This is a genomic window from Streptomyces albidicamelliae, from assembly GCF_025642175.1.
In the GTDB taxonomy this organism is placed as follows: domain Bacteria; phylum Actinomycetota; class Actinomycetes; order Streptomycetales; family Streptomycetaceae; genus Streptomyces; species Streptomyces albidocamelliae.
Genome location: NZ_CP106795.1, coordinates 8,185,618 through 8,204,185, shown reverse-complemented (window position 1 = coordinate 8,204,185; position 18,568 = coordinate 8,185,618). Strand labels below are relative to the sequence as shown.

Annotated in this window: 18 protein-coding genes and 1 pseudogene; 8 read left to right on the top strand and 11 right to left on the bottom strand. The window is 68.5% G+C overall.

Annotation, left to right across the window (positions count from 1 at the left end; translation table 11 throughout):
* The first annotated feature begins 246 nt into the window (after positions 1-246).
* On the top strand, positions 247-699 hold the full coding sequence (locus tag N8I86_RS37125) for a DUF5707 domain-containing protein (protein WP_263279920.1): 453 nt from the start codon (positions 247-249) through the stop codon (positions 697-699).
* A 259-nt stretch (positions 700-958) separates the two neighbouring features.
* Here the strand turns inward: N8I86_RS37125 and N8I86_RS37120 are convergent, their stop codons facing one another.
* From N8I86_RS37120 to N8I86_RS37105, 4 genes and pseudogenes are all read right to left on the bottom strand, one after another.
* The gene (locus tag N8I86_RS37120) at positions 959-1,129 is read right to left on the bottom strand and encodes a hypothetical protein (protein WP_263279919.1); all 171 of its coding nucleotides are present in this window, start codon (positions 1,127-1,129) and stop codon (positions 959-961) included.
* 10 nt (positions 1,130-1,139) lie between these two features.
* Positions 1,140-1,388: pseudogene (locus N8I86_RS37115) on the bottom strand (hypothetical protein); the annotation flags it as partial.
* A 133-nt stretch (positions 1,389-1,521) separates the two neighbouring features.
* Positions 1,522-2,073 (bottom strand): hypothetical protein, encoded by a 552-nt coding sequence (locus tag N8I86_RS37110; protein WP_263279918.1) that lies wholly within the window; start codon positions 2,071-2,073, stop codon positions 1,522-1,524.
* A gap of 158 nt (positions 2,074-2,231) precedes the next feature.
* Entirely contained in the window at positions 2,232-2,993 is a 762-nt protein-coding gene (locus tag N8I86_RS37105; RefSeq protein ID WP_263279917.1) for a maleylpyruvate isomerase family mycothiol-dependent enzyme, read from the bottom strand.
* Positions 2,994-3,260: 267 nt separating this feature from the next.
* Between N8I86_RS37105 and N8I86_RS37100 the strand changes: the two genes are divergently transcribed.
* The 3 genes from N8I86_RS37100 (at position 3,261) to N8I86_RS37090 (ending at position 6,134) form a co-directional block, all read left to right on the top strand.
* Positions 3,261-3,827: a universal stress protein gene (locus N8I86_RS37100; protein ID WP_263279916.1), complete on the top strand. Its 567-nt coding sequence runs from the start codon at positions 3,261-3,263 to the stop codon at positions 3,825-3,827.
* A gap of 449 nt (positions 3,828-4,276) precedes the next feature.
* Positions 4,277-4,702 (top strand): hypothetical protein, encoded by a 426-nt coding sequence (locus tag N8I86_RS37095; protein ID WP_158075370.1) that lies wholly within the window; start codon positions 4,277-4,279, stop codon positions 4,700-4,702.
* A 538-nt stretch (positions 4,703-5,240) separates the two neighbouring features.
* On the top strand, positions 5,241-6,134 hold the full coding sequence (locus tag N8I86_RS37090; protein WP_073898514.1) for a S1 family peptidase: 894 nt from the start codon (positions 5,241-5,243) through the stop codon (positions 6,132-6,134).
* A gap of 301 nt (positions 6,135-6,435) precedes the next feature.
* Here N8I86_RS37090 and N8I86_RS37085 read toward each other — a convergent pair whose 3' ends face one another.
* From N8I86_RS37085 to N8I86_RS37060, 6 genes are all read right to left on the bottom strand, one after another.
* A complete protein-coding gene (locus tag N8I86_RS37085) occupies positions 6,436-6,915 on the bottom strand; it encodes a hypothetical protein (protein ID WP_263279915.1) in 480 nt (159 codons plus the stop codon).
* 149 nt (positions 6,916-7,064) lie between these two features.
* Positions 7,065-7,517, bottom strand: coding sequence for a hypothetical protein (locus tag N8I86_RS37080; RefSeq protein ID WP_263279914.1), 453 nt, complete (start codon positions 7,515-7,517; stop codon positions 7,065-7,067).
* Between the two features lie 38 nt (positions 7,518-7,555).
* Positions 7,556-8,278, bottom strand: a complete 723-nt coding sequence (locus tag N8I86_RS37075) for a dienelactone hydrolase family protein (protein WP_263279913.1) — start codon at positions 8,276-8,278, stop codon at positions 7,556-7,558.
* A 305-nt stretch (positions 8,279-8,583) separates the two neighbouring features.
* On the bottom strand, positions 8,584-8,964 hold the full coding sequence (locus N8I86_RS37070) for a DUF2267 domain-containing protein (RefSeq protein WP_123441424.1): 381 nt from the start codon (positions 8,962-8,964) through the stop codon (positions 8,584-8,586).
* A gap of 149 nt (positions 8,965-9,113) precedes the next feature.
* Complete coding sequence (locus N8I86_RS37065; protein ID WP_263280217.1) at positions 9,114-9,509, bottom strand: DUF2267 domain-containing protein; 396 nt, start codon at positions 9,507-9,509, stop codon at positions 9,114-9,116.
* 168 nt (positions 9,510-9,677) lie between these two features.
* A complete protein-coding gene (locus tag N8I86_RS37060) occupies positions 9,678-10,109 on the bottom strand; it encodes an Hsp20/alpha crystallin family protein (RefSeq protein WP_073898507.1) in 432 nt (143 codons plus the stop codon).
* Between the two features lie 126 nt (positions 10,110-10,235).
* On the opposite strand from N8I86_RS37060, the gene N8I86_RS37055 reads away from it, so the two are divergent.
* Complete coding sequence (locus tag N8I86_RS37055) at positions 10,236-10,895, top strand: type III effector protein (protein ID WP_073898506.1); 660 nt, start codon at positions 10,236-10,238, stop codon at positions 10,893-10,895.
* Between the two features lie 213 nt (positions 10,896-11,108).
* Positions 11,109-13,028, top strand: a complete 1,920-nt coding sequence (htpG, locus tag N8I86_RS37050) for a molecular chaperone HtpG (protein WP_263279912.1) — start codon at positions 11,109-11,111, stop codon at positions 13,026-13,028.
* A gap of 277 nt (positions 13,029-13,305) precedes the next feature.
* Here htpG and N8I86_RS37045 read toward each other — a convergent pair whose 3' ends face one another.
* Entirely contained in the window at positions 13,306-13,767 is a 462-nt protein-coding gene (locus N8I86_RS37045; protein WP_263279911.1) for an STAS domain-containing protein, read from the bottom strand.
* Positions 13,768-14,060: 293 nt separating this feature from the next.
* Between N8I86_RS37045 and N8I86_RS37040 the strand changes: the two genes are divergently transcribed.
* Positions 14,061-18,233, top strand: a complete 4,173-nt coding sequence (locus N8I86_RS37040; protein ID WP_263279910.1) for a SpoIIE family protein phosphatase — start codon at positions 14,061-14,063, stop codon at positions 18,231-18,233.
* Positions 18,233-18,541, top strand: coding sequence for an STAS domain-containing protein (locus N8I86_RS37035; RefSeq protein ID WP_073898502.1), 309 nt, complete (start codon positions 18,233-18,235; stop codon positions 18,539-18,541). The genes N8I86_RS37040 and N8I86_RS37035 overlap by 1 nt, the downstream gene beginning before the upstream one ends.
* Positions 18,542-18,568: the final 27 nt, after the last annotated feature.

Here is an 18,568-nt window from a genome sequence, read left to right as displayed (position 1 = left end):
CCACCTGCGAATGCGCGCGGTGGAGGTACGACTTGTCATCCCGTCGAGAGCCCAGTGGCCCGGGCATCCGAGCGGACGGTGACCATCGAACCGCCTGTGCATCACCCAGGCACAGTTGAGTTCCCGTACTCATGTCCGGCTTGGCCTCGGGTTGCGAGCATCAGTGCAGCGGCGGCGCCTGAGAGCGTCGCAGCCTGTCAGACGTTCAGCCAAGAGTGCTCAAACAAGAGTTACGGAGAACCCGCCATGTCCCGTCGTATCGCCCTGTTCGCCGTTGCCGGCGCCGTCGCCCTTGGAAGTGCCGGGGCCGTTGCTCTCGCCTACGCAGGCGATCAGCCGCCGGCCCTGGCACACAGCACCGCCCGATACACCGCCCCGCACGGTGGCCAGGACGGCTCGCTCGCCTTCTCCACCGAGGTCACTGCGTCCTCGGGCGTGAAGAGCCTCAAGGTGCTGGCCTGGCCGGCGAAGTCCGGGCTCGCCACGAAGCGGCCGACCGCCAAGGAGATGGCCGAGGTGGAGTCGGCCCACTGCAAGCCGGCCGGTGCGGACAGCGTGCGGTGCGTGTACTCGGCCGCGGTGACCGCCGCCGACGCCTCTTCGTCCCCGCACGGCTCCTGGCACGTGGCCGTTCTCGCCACGGCCGGGGACGGCACCACCACCCTGGACACCAAGGCGGCGGAGTTCACCGTCAGGTGACCTCGCGGCAGGCGGCAAGCGATCCCACCAGGTCATCTGCGGCAGGTCTGATCTCGCGATGGTGTTCAAGCTCGCCGAGTCCGCTCGGGCCCGCTGGCGCGCGATCACCGCACCACACCTCGGATGACCCTCGCGAGGAAACGAGGGCGGCGCCGCGGGCAGGACCGTGTCGAGGTCGTACCGGCTCTTGTGCGCCACGCGGAAGGAGGCCGGGCTGTCCGCCCGGTGCAGGAGTTCCAGACGCTCCAGCCGTCGGCCCTCAGGGCAGCAAAGGCCCAGCCGGTGAAAGCCTCCACAGCGCGGTCCAGTGGCGCAGTGCGGGGCCCGGGAACACTTCGACGAGTGCGGCAACGTCCTCCATAGAGCAGGGGCGGACGAGCTCGGGAGCAGACGGCGTCGCGCCCGCATGCAGGATGACGGTGTCGATCACCGGCCGACCATTACGGAAGGAGTCCGCCCCCACGCCGACGATCCCAGCCCGCTAGGGCGCGGACGGCCTGGACGGGCCAGTTGAACACCGGCGCCAGGCTTTGCGGGGCGGGCCAGCCGTTGATCACTGCGAGCAGCCGGAAGTACCGATCCCGGCGCGGGTCGTTCACGGTCTCCAGCCGGGCCGGCAGCAGGCGGCGCAGGTCGGTGTCGTCGGGGCGGCCGAGGAGGTGGGCATAGTGAGCCGCAAGCGCCGCAACGAAGTAGAGCGTGTCGCCATCCATGCCCCCACCTTGGCGTCTCCCCCTACGGGAGACTCAAGCCTCATCCGGCTATCGACGGCCGATCGCGCCACGAGTTTTGGCAATGTCTCGCAAATGTCGTTGCAAAGGATCAAGCATCCTGCCGTTGTCCCAACAAACGGGCCTGCTCCCTCTTCAGCTCGGAGAACCCCTGGCGTGCGTACACGGCGAGCGCCTCGCTGGGGAACGAGACCACCGACAGGTGCTGATCAAGGTGCCCATGCGCCCATCGGGCAGTCGTGATCTCGTAGCCGGACACATGCGCGCAGAGTTGGAGCAGTAGTGGCGGCATCTCCGGTTCGCTCAACAGGTCTGCGTGACTGATGACCAGGTCGCGCATGGCCTGGATGTTCGGAAGGAAGACCGTAGTGACCCACAGGCGCCATTCGGTGAGTTCGTCGGGGGTGGGCGGCGGTTCCTGAGCGAACGGCGATTCTCCGCCGGGGCGAGCGTGACGTTCCACGAACGCGCTGAAGGTGCGGCTGTTGGCCTCGGTGAGGGCATACAGCGGCCCGTAGAACTGGCCGAGTTGGCGATTCACGCGAGCAAGGCGTTCCTGACGCTGCGACAGGCGCAAGCCGTTGAGGTACGTGACGACGTAGCCGACGAACGCCAGCCCGATGGTGACGACCACTGCGATCATGAAGGGCGATGCTAGCGAGCAACGCGTCCCATGGTCAGAGGGCCGTCAGCGAGGGCCTCTTGCGGCACCTGACAGAGAGCCTCGTCGTAGCCATATCCCGGCGCTCGGGCCCGAGATGTACGAGGCGGTACTGGCCGTCCGCCGACGGTGTCGACCGGCTACTCCTCGGGCTCCCAGGCGATCAGCTGCTTGAACACCTGCTGGTCGCCCTCAATCTTGAGGTCGCTCAGCGTGAGGCGGCCCCAGACGAAGAGCAGCAGCTGCTCGGCCGTGCCCGTGGCCGAAGCGGAGGCGGGCGCGGCGTCGTCCGTGAGGGGTGCGGGCCAGGCGCCTGTGCCGTCCAGCGTGAGGAGCCAGGAGCGGCCCTCGGTGGCGTGGTAGTGGATGGTGGCGGCCTCGTGCGGCCAGGCTGCCGGGGTGGAGTTGCAGGTGTCGAGAAACTCGGCCACGCCGTCGATCGCGACGTCCGCCGGCATCGGCTGCACGGTGCCTGCGGCGAGCTGGGCGTCGTAGGTGTGCACCAGCACCTCGTGCACCCGGCGCCGGGCAACGCCCCAGGCATTCGCCGGTGACACGCCGGCGCTCCACCACGTCCAGCACGCGCGCTCCGGGCCGGCCTCGCGCAGCGCACTCAGCAGCAGCTCGTTCGACTCGTCGTACCAGGCCAGCAGCGCCTCGAGCTCGCGCGGCACCTCCGCGGCATCCTTGGCCGGCGGAGCCTCGGCCGGGCCGGCGGCGACGATCGCGGCCCACCACCGCTGGCCCGTACCCAGATGCTGCACGAGATCGAACAACGTCCACTCGGGGCAGGACGGCACCGGCGCGTCAAGGCCGGGCGCGGCGACGACCGCACTCCGGAACGCGGCCGACCGCTCGTCGATCAGCTGCAGCAGGGCGGAATACTCAAGACTCTCTGTCACGTCGCTTACCTATCACCCCAGATCAGCCGACCGCACTCTAATTTCCAGCCGTCAGCTTCGGGAGTGGGAACAGCTGATGGAACGCCTGGTCGTAGCCATGCCGCCGTACACGGCCTTGGCGGCGGGCATGGCCGGGCCGTCAGAGGGACGCCAAGAACGCGCGCGCGGACTGTTCGAGGACCTCAAGACGGAGGTGAGATGGAGCGACTCCGAAGAAGGATCGCCGGTCGGGGACCCTTCGGTCGGCGTGTGCAGAAGGTGGAAGTGATGTCCGAGTCCCGCACGCCCGCAACCGCCCGTGTCATCGTCGGGGTAAGCGGCTCGCCGGGGAGTCTCACCGCCCTGGGCAGGGCGGCCGGCGAGGCCCGGCACCGGGGAGCCGAGCTGTGGCCGGTGCTGACCTGGCAGGCCCCGGAGGGGGATCTCGCCGCCCGCAGGTTCCCCGCCTCCGCCTCCATGGTGCCGGCATGGGAGCAGCTGGCGCGGGAGCGGCTGCTACGAGCCCTGCGTGAGCTGTTCGGCAGCGTCGATACCGGGCCGGCCGGTCAGGCGCTCGTCGTCCGGGGTGCTCCCGGACCGGCGCTGGTACGGACCGCCGACCGGGACGACGACATTCTCCTCGTCGGCGCCGGTGGCCGGGGCCGGCTGCACCGGGCGCTGTGGCCGTCGGTCAGCCGCTATTGCCTCGCCCACGCCGGCTGTCCCGTCCTCGCGGTGCCGCCCTCCCCGCTGCAGGCGACGTTGGCGACGGTGCACCGCCGCAACGCCCTGCGGTTGCGCTTGGACACTGGCCATCTTGAGCGGGAGTTCGAAAGCTTGCCGCCTGACGCCTGAGGGGTTCAGGAGGTCGCGTCCGCCTGCAGGTCCAGGTGTCCCGGCCGCCCGCGCTCCGGTGCCGTGGGTAGGGCGAGCCTCCCAGCGCTACGACGACTCACTCCGCGGTGTCGGCGTCCGCCTCGGTCCCGCGGTCGCCCGTGGCTTCACCGAGAGGGAGCGCGTAGAAGAGTACGTCGCGCTCATGGCGCGGGGAACGGTCCCCACGGCAAGGGCGGTTGCCACTCTGGACTTGCACGAGCCACCGCAGGAATGCCCATCGACCATTGTCAGCACTGGGGCCTCCCTGTGGGAGTCGGTGCTGGGCGGTTCGGCGTTCAGTTCCTGCATCGTGGCGGACGACAAAAGTGGTTCACTTGCTGCCGGTTACCGGGTCTTAGTTACGGCCCCCTATAGCGAAGGAAGGCTGATAGATGACTGCCTCTGCTCCGATACCGCCTCCTCCGTCCGTGCCGCCTGCCACCGGTGGTCGTGCCCCCTTCGGCTGGATCGCGCTGTGGGTGGCTGTGGTCGTCGCAGCCGGTGTGGGCGTCGGCATCGGTTGGCTCCTCTGGGCCGGTTCGGACAACGCGGCGTCCGGGTCCGGCCCGGAGAACGCGGCGGCGGATGCCGCGGGCGCGTGCCAAGCGTGGAATCGGGTTCCGGCGTTGAGCAAGGTCTACAGCGACGACGAAATCTCCAGGGCGTACTTCGCCCGCGTCGGCGGTGCTGCCGCTCTGGCCCAGTCCGCCGCCCAACTCGACCACCGTTACGACACCCTGGACAAAGCCTTCCAGAACGTCACCAGGCGCCTGCAGACTTTCACTGTGAAGGGCGCCGGGGCAGTGGCGGCCCACGACAAGGTGACAACTCTCTGCGCCCGCCTGGACGACTGACCACACACCCTCACTCCCTCCCCCCGGTGTTGGCTGCTGAAGCCGATGGCGTCAGCTCCTCGGCTTGTTCCTCGCCGTGCGAGAAAAGCCAAAGGCCTGCCGGGGGGAAGACGTAGCGGCTGACGGCCAGGTAGGTTTCCGCCGTTGGTTCCCGGCCTGGCTGCGCGCCGGACCTGCGTGTCCTTTGGTGGCAGCCGACGCCGCCGCCGGCCAGACCCAGCGCCCAAAGGCGCAGGGAGCCGCCTCGGTCCCGGGCGGCGGAGGAGTGCTCATCTCACTCGTGGTTTCGTCCCGCTGCGGCAGTGCACTGTCCGCGCCCGTACAAGAATCATCCGAGCGCTGACACACCGTGCTGCACACACTGCGCGAGGCCGGCGCCACGGTCCGGTCACCTACGCGCATGGGAACCTCGCGGGCGGAGATCGTATCTGACAGGGCGACATGCCACAGCCGACAGAGAGTCCCCACGCGTTGCCCGGTCCGCCGGGCACCGGGACCTCCGGCACGGCAGCGCTTCGGAGACTTGGAGACACCCCCCATGCAGCTTTCCACCGCCCACAGAACCACGACCCGGCGGATCGCCTCCGCCGCTGTCGCCGCCGGCGCGGTCGTCGGGCTTCTCGGCACATTCACCGCGGCAGCCGACGCGGCGACAGGAGCGCACCCCACTCGCCCGAACCATCCCATCATCGGCGGCACCGAGAAGCCTGTCGGCTCGTACCCGTTCATGGCGGCGCTGCTGACCAAGGGCCGGGGCAACCCGCACGACCGGCAGTTCTGCGGCGGCAGCCTGCTGGCGCCGGACATCGTCATGACAGCCGCGCACTGCGTCATCGGCGCACAGCCCAAGCAGCTCGAAACGGTCGTCGGCCGCACCGTGCTGTCCAAGAAGAACCAGGGCCACCTGCGCAACGTCACCGACGTCGTCGTCCACCCCCGCTATGCCCGCGGGCAGGAGGCGTACGACATCGCCTTCCTGATGCTGGACAAGCCCGTGACCGGTACCGCACCGGTCAACTTGCCGACCGCCGGCACGGACGCTCTCATCCGCCCGGGCGCCAAGGCGACCGTCATCGGCTGGGGCAACACCGACACCGAGGTGACCCACTACCCCGACCGGATACGAGCGGTGGACGTCCCGATCGTGTCGCACATTGAGTGCAAGGCGTCCTACCCGGACTACGACAAGAAGGTCAACGTCTGCGCCGGCGTCGAGGGCAAGGACTCCTGCCAGGGCGACAGCGGCGGCCCGATGTTCCGCAAGCTGCCCGGCCGTCGCGGGGTCTACCAGACAGGCATCGTCTCGTACGGCGACGGCTGCGCCGCCCAGGGCGCTCCGGGCGTGTACACGTACACCGGTTCGGCCAAGCTGTGGGACACCCTGAGCGAGTCCGCGAAGGGCAAGAAACTGAAGCAACTGCTCGGCCGCTGATCCGGCGCAGGGGCGGGCCCGGCTGACCGGCTGCCCGCCCCAGCGATACGTCCCGTGACACCGGCAGGAGTGGCATCAGCTTGTTCACTTTTGCCGGTGCCGTTCTTTTGCGCGATCGCCATCTGGGACGGGGCCGACACACGCGCAGCCAGGCACGGCGAAGGCGCTGAGCAGCACGGCTGACCGTCCTGTTCCCTGCAGGGCCTGCCACCGACCGGCCGTCCGGCACGCATTCAACAGGCTGCGGATGCAGCCCACTTGTGATCTGCTGGGTAGCCCCGTCTCTTGGAGTGGCTGACGATCATTCAATACCGAGAGGCCCGAAGCCCAGGTCTTCCCGCATGAGACGACGCATCTGAGCCATGGCCGAGCGACGCATTCCTACCAGCGACGCTTCTTCGGCGGAGCCGACCGCCGTCCCCCGGGCGTACGCGTCGCGTATCGCGCGCATTCGATGAAACGCCTCGTTACTTGCCGCTACGACCTGCGGCGGGCCCACGAGCCAGAGTCGTTCGCTTGCTGTATAGAGACCGGTGCCACGGACGGCCTCCCTCACGGCCGCGTCACGCGCCGACTCGGACCGGTGATCGCCCAAGGCGACGGCCCGCATCTCCTCTCCGGCCTCCTTCAGGGCGGACACGAACTCTGTGTACACCTCGCGCCGCACTTCCAACGCGTGCCTGCCCTCCTCCCGGCGCCACCGGTTTCGATCGGCGATCAACGTGGCTGTGATGCCGATGACGGCACCGGTCAGTGTGGAGAGAAGCGACTTCCAATCCATGGGCCGCAGCTTGGCTCAACTCCCGCACCGGCACCAGTGGCTCTCACCCCACGGGAGCGGGCGCAGTAGTCCTCCCGGCGCCCTGCGGGCGTATGACCGCCCTCTCCGACATCGGACCAATGGCCGAGCACATCGACTGAGTCCGAGCCCTACCAGGCCGGGCGGGGGTCCCGGAGCTCCGGCGGCGTCTGTTTGGGCAGTCGCCGGTGAGTGTCGGTGCGCAGCAGGATCCCGGGGCTCGGCACGAACTCGTCGGTCGGCGGTGCAGGCTCGTGAAACCGCTCCGTGCGCGGCAACGCCACCTCCACCAGCTTGCCGTCGTGGAACATCCACAAGCCGAAACAGTCGTCGTCCTGGTCGCGAATCAGCACCTGCACCCGGAGCGGATTCGGCCAGGACAGCGCCTCCAGATCTGCGAGGAGCCCGGACCGTCCATAGGCCTTGTCGAATTCGAGCGCCCAGCCGTAGCCGAAGCCGCCATCCTGGCCCTGCACGGGTTCGAACCGCCCCCGCCAGCTGCGCTCGGGGTCCTGTCGGGTCAGCGGTTCCATCACTTCGTCGCTGTAGGGGGCCAGCACGATGACGTCTGCGTCTCTGCTCATGGCGAGATCGGACCACGCACCGCGCGCACCCGACAACCTCAATTGAGCGGCAGGCACTCGGCGAGCAGGGCGAGGACGTCACACCAGGCTCGCTGTGTGTGCTGTGGGTGGTGTCCGACGCCGGGGACCACGGCGTGGCCGACCGGTGGGTGGTGGAAGGCGTGCAAGGCGCCGCCGTAGACGACTAGGCGCCAGTCGACGGCTGCGGCCTGCATCTCGGCGGTGAATGCCTCCCGTTGCGCGGGTGGCATGATCGGGTCTTCCGAACCCACCCCGGCCCACACGGGGCAGCGGATGCGCGTCGACTCGCCCGGCCGGCCCGTGGTCAAGGCATTGACCGTCCCGATGGCGCGCAGGTCGACGCCGTCGCGCCCGAGTTCCAGCGCGATTGCTCCCCCGGTGCCGTAGCCTACGGCGGCGATCTGGTCGGGGTCGGTCCGCGGCTCGGCGCGGATCACGTCGAGCGCGGCGTGGCCGATGCCTCGCATGCGGTCGGGGTCGGCGAGCAACGGCATGCAACGGGCGAGCATCTGCTGGGGGTCTTCCAGATAGCGACCGCCGTGGAGATCGAAGGCCAGTGCCACGTATCCCAGCTCGGCGAGCGCATCGGCCCGGCGGCGCTCGACGTCGCTGAGTCCCATCCCTTCGGGCCCGACCAGGACCGCGGGCCGAGGGTCGGAACCGGCCGGAAGCGCGAGGTGTCCGATCATTGTCAGGCCGTCAGCCAGATACTGGACCGGGCGCGTTGTCACCGTCTTCATGCGTGGCGACTGTAGTGATCGACGGCGCCGGCAGGGCCGGTGTTCTGCCACTGGCAGACGTGGCGAACGCATCGCGTCTCAGCGTCCCCACCTGGGAGAGCCTCCACGATCCTCCTGAGCCATCGCAGATCAGGTGGTGTTTGCTGCCAATTTCTCGCTGGTCGATCGGCGACGGACCGGTCTCCGAGCATCGCGCGGATGTGAACGTTGCCCCACTGCCGCTCCCCGCTCCGTCGCTTCCGCCCGCCGGTAGCAGTCGATGCCGCAACCTGTCGACGTCCCGAGGCGATACGACTCCGCGGCCGCTACAGGGCTGGGGTGAGTTGGGCCTGGCCGAAGAGCAGGGCGTAGCCGGTGGGAAGCTGCTGCAGAATTCGGGTGAGGAGGTCGGGGCCGGCGAGGGCAGCCACGGTGGTGAGGACGGATCCGGTGTCCCAGCGGGTGGTGGCCAGGGACGCGCCGGCCTGTGTGGCGAGGTCCTTGACGAAGGCCCAGCCGGTCAGGGGCTGGAGGGTGGGGATCTGCGCGGAGAGGATGCGTGCGGCTTCCAGGGGAAGGCAGGCAGCGAGGTCGACGCGTTCGTCGCCCGTCAACTGGCGTCCGAGGCCCGCGAGGACGAGGCGTACGGCTTCTTCTGCTCTCTCCCGCGTGGGGTAGGCCCCTTCGTAGCGGACCTTCTCCAGCATCTGCTCATAGGTGATGGTGGAGTTGTGCTGCAGCGGTGCGTGCAGGTCGGTCGTCACTGCAGTGGCTGCCTTTCGTGTTCCTGTCGGGGTGCCCGGCCGACGGAGTGCGGCGGCACTTCCGTGCGGCCGCGGGCATCCGGTGAGTGTGATCAGTTGGGTTGGGGGTGGCCGAAGAGAAGGTCGTAGCCGGGGGGAAGCTGGAGCAGGATCTTCGACATGAGGTCGTCGCCGGCCGCGTCGGCGACCGTGCTGAGGACGGCGCTGACGTCCCAAGCGGCGGTCTGCTCGGTAGCCCCTTCGATCCAGGCCGCCGTCGCCCTGACGAACCTCTCCGGAGAAAGGGGTTCCGTGGCTTGCAGCGGACTGAGGAGGATCAGGGCGAAACCGTCCGACAGGCGCGCCGCCAACTGGGCGCGTACCTCGCCCACCAGGTGCGCGCCCAGCAGCGCGAGCACCACACGGGCCGCACGATCCGCTTCCTGCCGGTTCGCGTACTCGCCGCGTTCGGCCACGCGGTCGAGAAACGCTTCCATGCGCAAGGTCACATCGACCGCCACCTTTCCTCGGCCCGTGGCGCGGAGGACGGGCCAAGAGAGCGAGACGCCCGTCCTCCGCGGCAGCCCGTCCTCTGCGGCTGCCCGTCCTCCGCCGCTGCTCGGCCTGCTGTCGCTGCTCGGCCTGCTGTCGCTGCTCGGCCTGCTGTCGCCGATGGCTCAGCCGGAGATTTCCTTGCGGTCGGATCCCTCGCCGACGGCGATCTTGCGGGGCTTGGCGCGCTCGGCGATCGGGATGCGCAGGGTGAGCACGCCGGCGTCGTAGTCGGCCTTGATCCGCTCGGTGTCGAGCGTGTCCGCCAGCACCAGCTGGCGAGAGAAGACACCCAGTGGCCGCTCGGACAGTTCCATCTGCACGTCGTCGGACTTCGCCACCGGCCGGCGCTCGGCCCTCACGGTCAGCATGTTGCGTTCGACGTCGATGTCGATCGCCTCCGCGCTGACACCGGGAAGGTCGAAGACCACGACGTACGCGTCACCCTCGCGGTAGGCGTCCATCGCCATCGCCGACGGCCGCGACCACGTCCCCGGGCCGACCAGCTGCTGAGCCAGGCGGTCCAGCTCACGGAAGGGGTCGGTGCGCATCAACATCGGAAAACACCTCCAGCAGGTTCAGGCAGTTACTGCCAATGCGCCTCACGGAAGCTGTTGTAACATGTCATCCATTGGATGACAAGTTCAGCGTCGTCCAGGCGACGACCCCAGAAGGAGGTGCTGATGAAGTCAGCCGATCACCCGGACAGGCCGCTCCCCGCGAGGGCCGGCGCCCCGAGCCCGGCGTCCTTCCTCGCGGCCGCGGCGGCCCTGGAGGCCATAGACGGCGCCCTGCAAGCCGCCCAGCACCAACCCACACCCACCGGTGCGTCCGACGTGGGCCCGGAGCAGGCCCTCGCCTCGCTGCACCTGCTGCGGCAGGTCCGTGAGCAGCTCGCCGGCTGGGAGACCGGCCTGATCGAGACCGCCCGCGAGGCGGGGGCGAGCTGGGCCGACCTCGCACCTCCCCTCGGCGTCGCCAGCCGCCAGGCCGCCGAACGCCGCTACCTGCGCGGTCGGCCCGGCCCCGCCGGAAGCACCGGCGAACAACGCGTCCAGGCCACCCGCGACCGCCGCGCGGCCCAGCGCAGCACCAGCGCCTGGGCCCGCCGCAACGCAGCCGGTCTGCGTCGCATCGCCGGCCAGATCACCGCCCTCACCGATCTCCCCGCTGATGCCCGCCAACCCTTGCGCCAGCTCGACGAAGCCCTCGGCCAGGACGACCCCACCGCTCTCCTCGCACCCCTCAGAGCCGCGCAGCCCCACCTCGCGGCCCACCCCGACCTGGCCGCCCGACTCGACACCCTCACGACCTCCGCCGTGGCCGCGAACGATCCCGACTGATGCCCCAGCCCGGGCGGTCGGCGCTCCCCCACCACGAGATGCCTGGCGGAACCACCTCGGCCAGGCATCCACGTGGTGAGGCGTTCACCACCCCGGATCGGCACCGTCGGCGTCTCGCGACCTCCTTCAACTGCCTGCTCAGCGGCGCCCCAGACCCTCTTCCTGTAATTCATCATGTTGCTCCGATGACTGATTTGTGAGGTATCCACGACCATGCCGACCGAGACCTTCGAGTTCCAGGTAGAGGCCCGTCAGCTGCTCCAGCTGATGATCCACTCCGTCTACTCGAACAAGGACGTCTTCCTCCGCGAACTCGTCTCCAACGCCTCCGACGCACTCGACAAACTGCGCCTGGAGAAACTGCGTCACGACACACTGGACGCCGACACTTCCGACCTGCACATCGAGATCGACATCGACCAGGACGCCCGCACCCTCACCGTGCGGGACAACGGCATCGGCATGTCCTACGACGAGGTCGGGCAGCTCATCGGCACGATCGCCCACTCCGGCACCGCCCAGTTCCTCCAGGAGCTGCGCGAGGCCAAGGAAGGGGCGGAGGAAGGGCTCATCGGCCAGTTCGGCGTCGGCTTCTACTCCGGCTTCATGGTGGCCGACGAGATGACCCTGCTGACACGACGCGCCGGGGAAGGCGAAGGCACCCGGTGGACCTCCCGCGGTGAGGGCACCTACACGCTGGAGACGGTCGCTGACGCGCCGCAAGGCACCTCGGTCACCCTGCACCTCAAGCCGGCCGACCCCGACAACCAACTCCACGACTACACCTCGGCGTTCAAGGTCCGGGAGATCATCAAGCGGTACTCGGACTTCATCACCTGGCCCATCCGCATGGCATCCGAAGCTCCGGCTGCCGACAGCGATGACGACGGCAAGGGAGACGGGACACCGGCGCTGGAGACGTTGAACTCCATGAAGGCGCTGTGGGCACGGTCCCGCGACGAGGTGTCCGAGGAGGAGTACCACGAGCTGTACAAGCACGTCGGCCACGACTGGCGTGACCCGCTGGAGACGATCCGGCTCCAGGCGGAGGGCACTTTCGAGTACCAGGCCCTGCTGTTCCTGCCGGCCCATGCCCCCTTCGACCTGTTCACCCGTGACTACAAGCGCGGCCTGCAGCTCTACGTCAGGCGGGTCCTCATCATGGAGGACTGCGAAGCACTGCTGCCGCCGTACCTGCGCTTCGTCAAGGGGGTCGTCGACGCGGCAGATCTGTCGCTCAACGTCTCCCGCGAGATCCTCCAGCAGGACCGCCACATCGAAATGATGCGCCGCCGCCTGACGAAGAAGGTCCTCTCCACGGTCAAGGACATGATGGCCAAGGACTCCGACCGCTACGCCACTCTCTGGCGGGAGTTCGGGACGGTTCTCAAGGAAGGGCTCGTCACCGACTCCGAGAACCGCGACGCCCTCCTCGCCGTCGCATCGTTCGCCAGCACGCACCACGACAGCGAGCAGACGACCCTGAAGCAGTACGTGGAACGGATGAAGGACGGGCAGGACGCCATCTACTACCTGACCGGGGAGTCCCGGCAGAGCATCGAAGCCTCCCCGCACATGGAGGCGTTCAGGGACCGCGGCATCGAGGTCCTGCTGCTCACCGACCCGGTCGACGAGGTATGGGCCGACGCGGTCGGCGAGTACGAGGGCAAGAAGCTGCGCTCCGTCGCCAAGGGCCAGATCGACCTCGACACCCGGGACACCGACACCTCTGATGAGGAGCAGAAGAAGCGGGACGAGGAGTACGCGGCGCTCCTCGGATGGATGACGCAGGAGCTGGGCGAGGACATCAAGGAGGTACGCCTGTCCTCGCGTCTGACCGTCTCCCCCGCGTGCATGGTCTCGGACAGCGGTGATCTGACCCCGGCTCTGGAGAACATGTACCGCGCCATGGGGCAGGAAGTGCCCCGCACCAAGCGGATCCTGGAACTCAACCCCCATCACCAGCTGGTGCAGGCCCTCAACCAGGCGTACAACGAGCGCGAAGACCACGCGGAGCTCGGCGAGACCGCCGAAGTCCTGCACGGCCTGGCGGTCCTCGCCGAGGGCGGCCAGCCCAAGGACCCCGCACGGTTCGTCAAGCTGATGGCGGACCGCCTGGAACGCGCCCTGTAGCCGGCCCGGGCGCCGCAGCGAAGCCCACATGGGAACGGCCGTTCGATTTCCTCCGCTCAGCACAGCGGAGGCGCTCGCCGGATCGGGGCGCGCCGCACAAGCTGCCGGGCTGTGCGCCCCGGCCTAGCGAAGGACGCCGAACGCGGCTGCGTAAATACCCGCGGCGGCACGGTGGACGACACCGTGCCGCCCTACACAAGGCAACCGCGGCCTGCAGCCATGCAGTACTTTCCCGATGCCCGTCCGCCGGCGTCGAATCCACCGCCGGCCCGCATCCCTATGCGGTCAGAGCAGCGACGGCCTCACGCACAGTCGGGTAACACGTCAGGAATTGGTCGAGGCCGAGCACCTTGAAGAGCTCGGCCATGGTGGGACTGCTGTCCGCGATGACGAAGGCCGTGCCGATGGCTTCCGCGCGATGATGAGCATTGATGATCACCGTGATGCCTGTTGAGTCGCAGTACTGCACGCCTGACAGGTCGGCGACGGTGCCGGCGCCGCGGTCGAGGAGGGCGGCCTCGGTGGCCTGCCGCAAGACGGGACCGGTGTAGTGATCCAGTTCTCCCGTGACGCGAAGCACCACTACTCCTTGTGACCCCTGCTCCGTGGTGACGACGAGGGGGCCCTCCGGCTGGAGCGGCGGCCCTTGGTCATGGCCCGTGGGAATGCCTGCGAGGTCAGGCGCCGAACCACCATCACGGGAAGGATCCTCGGCAGGGTCGTGCAGGACGTCGTTCACTTTTACCCCCATCTGCTGCGTTCTGGCCGGGTCCCCCTGCCGACCTGCATCATGTTAATTGTGTGACGGCTTGTACGGACGACCGTCGACTGGTGAGGCGATATGGGAAGCCTGAAGAAGCCCATGAGCCGCTGTGCTGCCCTTGTTTTCGTGGCGACGGCAGCCGACGGGATGCGGTGTGCATCTCTTTCTTTCCACGGTGCAGAAGACAGTGAGCGAATCAGGCGCTCGATTCGCGCGCCGGCTTGCCGGTGACGGCGCCGTGAAGGTCGGCGGGAGGGAAAGGGTGACGTATGCCGGGTGGGGAAGAGAACGACGGTGTCGCGCTGCGGGCGGTCGGCGTGGACGTCTTCGCTGCCGACGCTGAGGTCGGCTCGGATCTCGCTGCGGTGGACTGGGCTGCGACGCCTTTGGGTCCACCGGAGGACTGGCCGCTGAGTCTGCAGACCACGGTCCGCATCCTGCTCTCGTCCAAATTTCCGATGTGGATGGCCTGGGGCGAACAACTCACGTTCTTCTGTAACGCTGCGTACCGTCACGCCACCCTGGGTCACAAATATCCGTGGGCGCTGGGCCGCCCGGCCAATGCGGTGTGGGCCGAGATCTGGGACGACATCGGCCCCCGCGTCCGCACGGTCCTCAGCTCGGGCCAGGCCACCTGGGATGAGGGTCTGCTGCTGTTCCTGGAACGGTCCGGCTACAGCGAAGAGACCTACCACACCTTCTCCTACAGCCCTCTCAGAGACGACTCCGGTGACGTCGTGGGCATGCTGTGCGTGGTCAGCGAAGACACCGAACGAGTGATCAACGAGCGGAGGATCGCGACACTGCGGGACCTCGGGTCGGACCCGAGCGTCGTCCGCACCGAGCAGGAGGTACTGAGCTTCGCCCACCAGCAGCTGTCCAGGAACCGTGAGGACCTGCCGTTTGCCCTGACCTATCTGTTCGAGGGCAGCACCGCCCGTCTGGCCGGCACGACCGGCATGCCCGTCGGACATCTGGCCGCACCGCCCACGCTCTCGACTGACGACGGGAACAGCCTGTGGCCGGTTGCCACCCTGTCGAGAGGTGAAACCGCACCGGTGCCACTCGCCGGTGACGCATTCTCCGGCCTGCCGGCAGGCACCTGGCCGGAGCCCCCCGTGCAGGCGCTGGTGGTCCCGCTGGTGCAGCAGGGCGCCCCGCCTTTCGGTTTCCTGGTGGCCGCACTCAACCGCTACCGGCCACTGGACGAGGGATACCGGGGATTCGTCGAGCTGACGGCCGGGCACATCGCCTCAGGAATCGCCAGCGCCCGCAGCTACGAGGCGGAACAGCGGCGAGCCGAAGAACTGGCCGAACTGGATCGAGCCAAAACCGCGTTCTTCTCCAACATCAGTCACGAGTTCCGCACACCCCTGGCCCTGATCATGGGGCCGGTGGAGGAGCTTCGGGACCGGCTGGCCACCGCCGGTGACGAGGCACGACAGGAACTCGACGTCATCCACCGCAACGGACTGCGGCTCGGCAGACTGGTCAACACTCTGCTGGACTTCTCCCGCATCGAAGCCGGCCGCATGCAGGCCCACTACGAACCGGTCGACCTGGGCCGGGTCACCGCCGAGCTGGCCAGCGTCTTCCGGTCAGCCATCGAGAAGGCGGGACTGGCCTTCGACGTCGACTGCCCACCGCTCCAGGAGCCGGTCTACGTCGACCGCCGCCTGTGGGAGAAGGTGATCCTCAACCTGGTCAGCAATGCGCTCAAATTCACTTTCGAAGGCTCCATCCGTGTCAGCGTGCGTCCAGCAGCCGGTCACGCCGTCGTTACCGTGACCGACACCGGCATCGGGGTGCCGGAAACGGAGATGCCCCGGTTGTTCGAGCGCTTCCACCGCATCGAGTACGCCCGCTCGCGTTCCCACGAGGGCAGCGGCATCGGTCTGGCCCTGGTGAAGGAGCTCGTCGGTCTGCATGGCGGCTCGATCACGGCTGCCAGCACCGAAGGAGTCGGCACCACGTTTGCCGTCCGTGTGCCCTTTGGGACGGCCCATCTACCGGCGGACGCCACGGTGACCGAGCCGAGCGGTAACGCGGCCTCCACGACCGTCGACCCCTACGTGCAGGAGGCCCTGCGCTGGCTGCCGGACCACAGCGCAAACCGGTTCGCCGAGGAAACCGTCGTCCAGACCGACGACACCCGCACACCCGGCTCGTCGGCCACAGCTGCCGGTGCCCGCGTGCTGGTCGCCGACGACAACGCCGACATGCGCGAATACCTCACACGCATCCTGACCGGTGCGGGCTATGCCGTCACCGCCGTCTCCGACGGGCACGAGGCATTCCAGGCCGTGCGCCGCGACTCCCACGACCTCGTGGTCAGCGACGTGATGATGCCCCGGCTGGACGGACTGCAACTGGTGACCCGGATGCGCGGCGACGCCCGTGCCGCTTCCGTGCCCGTCCTGCTGCTGTCCGCCAGGGCCGGCGAGGAGGCCTCCATCGAAGGGCTGGAAGCCGGCGCTGACGACTACCTGATCAAGCCGTTCGCGGCGGCGGACCTCCTCGCCCGGGTGCGGGCGAACATCGAGCTGGCACGGCTCCGCAACCATCACACCCGGTGGCGCAGCGCGTTGATCGACTCTCTCCAGGAGGGCTTCTTCGTGTGCGACGAGTCCGGGACGGTGGTGGAGATCAATCGTGCGTTCACCGACATTCTCGGGTACGGCCCCGACAGCCTGCCCTACGAGGCGGGTCAGCAGCCCTGGTGGCCGGACCCGGACACCGACCCCGACGCGCACCAGCAGGTCTACAAGGCGTTCGCCGATTTCCTGCGAATGCCCCGAGGCTCATTCACTCTGCCCGCCACCCACAGCGCCGGGCACCGGCTCTGGGTCACGGTCACCTTCACCAAAGCCGAGGACCCCGACACGGGACGGCTGGTCACCGTGGGCTCCCTGCGCGACGTCACCGCCGAGCACTACGCCGTTCAGCGGGAAACGGCTCTGGCCGCGCTGAGCACCAGCCTCTCCGAGGCCAGCAGCCTGGAAGAAGCGCTCGCGGGCGCCCTGCACGAACTGCAGACCCTATGGCGAGCCCGCCGAGTACTGGCCACGGTGCTGGGCAACGGCTACGTGCCGGCCCTGACCGCGACCGACCCCCACCTGCGCTGGGAAGATCTTCCCGCGGAACGTCGTCGGGGGATCGTCACGCTGGGCGAAAAAGCGCCCCTCACACCGGTCGCCGACGCCACGGGCGCAGGCGTCGTACTGGACCACCCCGACGGCGTCCTCGCACTCTGGATCGAACTCGGTGAACGCCGGCCCTTCACCCCGGAAGACCAGCTCTTGCTGTCCCTGCTGGCCGGCCGTCTCGCACAGGGACTGGTGCGCGCGCACCAGATGGACGAGCAACGCCATACCGCCCTCGCGCTGCAACGCGCCATCCTCGGACCGGCCCGCCTTCCCAAGGGCTTCGCCGTCCGCTACGAACCCGCCACCCCTCCTCTGGAAGTGGGCGGCGACTGGTACGACACCGTGCCGTTGCCGGACGGACGGATCGGCATCATCGTCGGCGACTGCGTGGGACGCGGCCTGGAAGCCGCCAGCGTCATGGGGCAACTGCGCAGCGCCTGCCGCGCGCTGATGCTGCAAAACACCAGCCCCTCCGAAACACTGATGGCCCTCGACCAATTCGCCGCGGGCGTCACGGGCGCGCCGTGCACGACCGTCTTCTGCGGCGCCCTCGACTCGAGCACCGGAGAGTTGACCTACTGCAGCGCCGGACACCCACCGGGCATCATCGCCCTCCCCGACGGCAGCACGCGGCTCCTCGACGAAGGGCGGTCACTACCTCTGGCCATTCGCACCGGCGTCCGGCGGCCGGAAGGCACGTACACCCTGCCGCCGCGAGGCACACTGCTCCTCTACACCGACGGTCTCGTGGAACGCCGCCGGCGTCTCCTCACCGACGGCATCGAAGAGGCGAGCAGGGCCCTCGAAGAAGGCCGCACCGTCCCCGTGGACGACCTCGCTGCTCGCCTCCTGACCCGGCTCGCACCGGCAGACGGCTATGAAGACGACGTGGCGCTGCTGCTGTACCGGCATCCAGCACCACTCAAGGTGAGCTTCCCCGCCGACGCGTCGCAACTCGCGACGATGCGCGGCACTTTGCGTGAGTGGCTCGACCAATTCGAGCTGCCGCCCAACGCGGTGCAGAACATCCTCGTCGCCGTCGGCGAGGCGTGCGCCAACGCCATCGAGCACGGGCACCGCCACTCGCCCGGCGCGACAGTTCGCCTGCACGCGGAAGTGGCCGTCGACCGGGTGCATCTCACCATCACCGACAGCGGACAGTGGAGAGAACCCCAGCCCGGCCGCGAGCCCCACCGGGGCCGCGGAATCCCTCTCATGCGGGCCATGATGCACCACGTCACCATCGCCCACAGTCTCTCCGGTACCACCGTCGACATGCAGATGAGGATCGCCTGATGCCCACACCCCTCTCCTTGACTCGCAGCCAACGCCCCGACGGAAAGCAGCAACTCACCGCTGCCGGCGAAATCGACATGAGCAACTACGACTCGCTCGCCAAAGCCCTCGAAGCCAGTGCCGAACCCGTGGTCCTGGACCTGACCTCAGTGGACTACCTCGACAGCGCCGGACTCATGGTGCTGTTCGCACACGCCGAGCGTCTCGAAGTCATCGTCAGCCCCCTGCTGGAGCCCGTTCTGTCCGTCTCGGGCCTCACTGATCTGACAACCGTCCACAGAACGGAGCACGGGCAAGGAGCACCATAGTCGCCCACCTGGGGCGGGAATGCAGGC

What these genes read in the sequence shown, in the direction of transcription:
- N8I86_RS37125 (WP_263279920.1), top strand. Translation starts at nt 247, where the DNA reads ATGTCCCGTCGTATCGCCCTGTTCGCCGTTGCCGGCGCCGTCGCCCTT.
- N8I86_RS37110 (WP_263279918.1), bottom strand. Translation starts at nt 2,073, where the DNA reads ATGATCGCAGTGGTCGTCACCATCGGGCTGGCGTTCGTCGGCTACGTC.
- N8I86_RS37100 (WP_263279916.1), top strand. Translation starts at nt 3,261, where the DNA reads ATGTCCGAGTCCCGCACGCCCGCAACCGCCCGTGTCATCGTCGGGGTA.
- N8I86_RS37090 (WP_073898514.1), top strand. Translation starts at nt 5,241, where the DNA reads ATGCAGCTTTCCACCGCCCACAGAACCACGACCCGGCGGATCGCCTCC.
- N8I86_RS37085 (WP_263279915.1), bottom strand. Translation starts at nt 6,915, where the DNA reads ATGGATTGGAAGTCGCTTCTCTCCACACTGACCGGTGCCGTCATCGGC.
- N8I86_RS37080 (WP_263279914.1), bottom strand. Translation starts at nt 7,517, where the DNA reads ATGAGCAGAGACGCAGACGTCATCGTGCTGGCCCCCTACAGCGACGAA.
- N8I86_RS37075 (WP_263279913.1), bottom strand. Translation starts at nt 8,278, where the DNA reads ATGAAGACGGTGACAACGCGCCCGGTCCAGTATCTGGCTGACGGCCTG.
- N8I86_RS37070 (WP_123441424.1), bottom strand. Translation starts at nt 8,964, where the DNA reads ATGCTGGAGAAGGTCCGCTACGAAGGGGCCTACCCCACGCGGGAGAGA.
- N8I86_RS37060 (WP_073898507.1), bottom strand. Translation starts at nt 10,109, where the DNA reads ATGTTGATGCGCACCGACCCCTTCCGTGAGCTGGACCGCCTGGCTCAG.
- N8I86_RS37055 (WP_073898506.1), top strand. Translation starts at nt 10,236, where the DNA reads ATGAAGTCAGCCGATCACCCGGACAGGCCGCTCCCCGCGAGGGCCGGC.
- htpG (WP_263279912.1), top strand. Translation starts at nt 11,109, where the DNA reads ATGCCGACCGAGACCTTCGAGTTCCAGGTAGAGGCCCGTCAGCTGCTC.
- N8I86_RS37040 (WP_263279910.1), top strand. Translation starts at nt 14,061, where the DNA reads ATGCCGGGTGGGGAAGAGAACGACGGTGTCGCGCTGCGGGCGGTCGGC.
- N8I86_RS37035 (WP_073898502.1), top strand. Translation starts at nt 18,233, where the DNA reads ATGCCCACACCCCTCTCCTTGACTCGCAGCCAACGCCCCGACGGAAAG.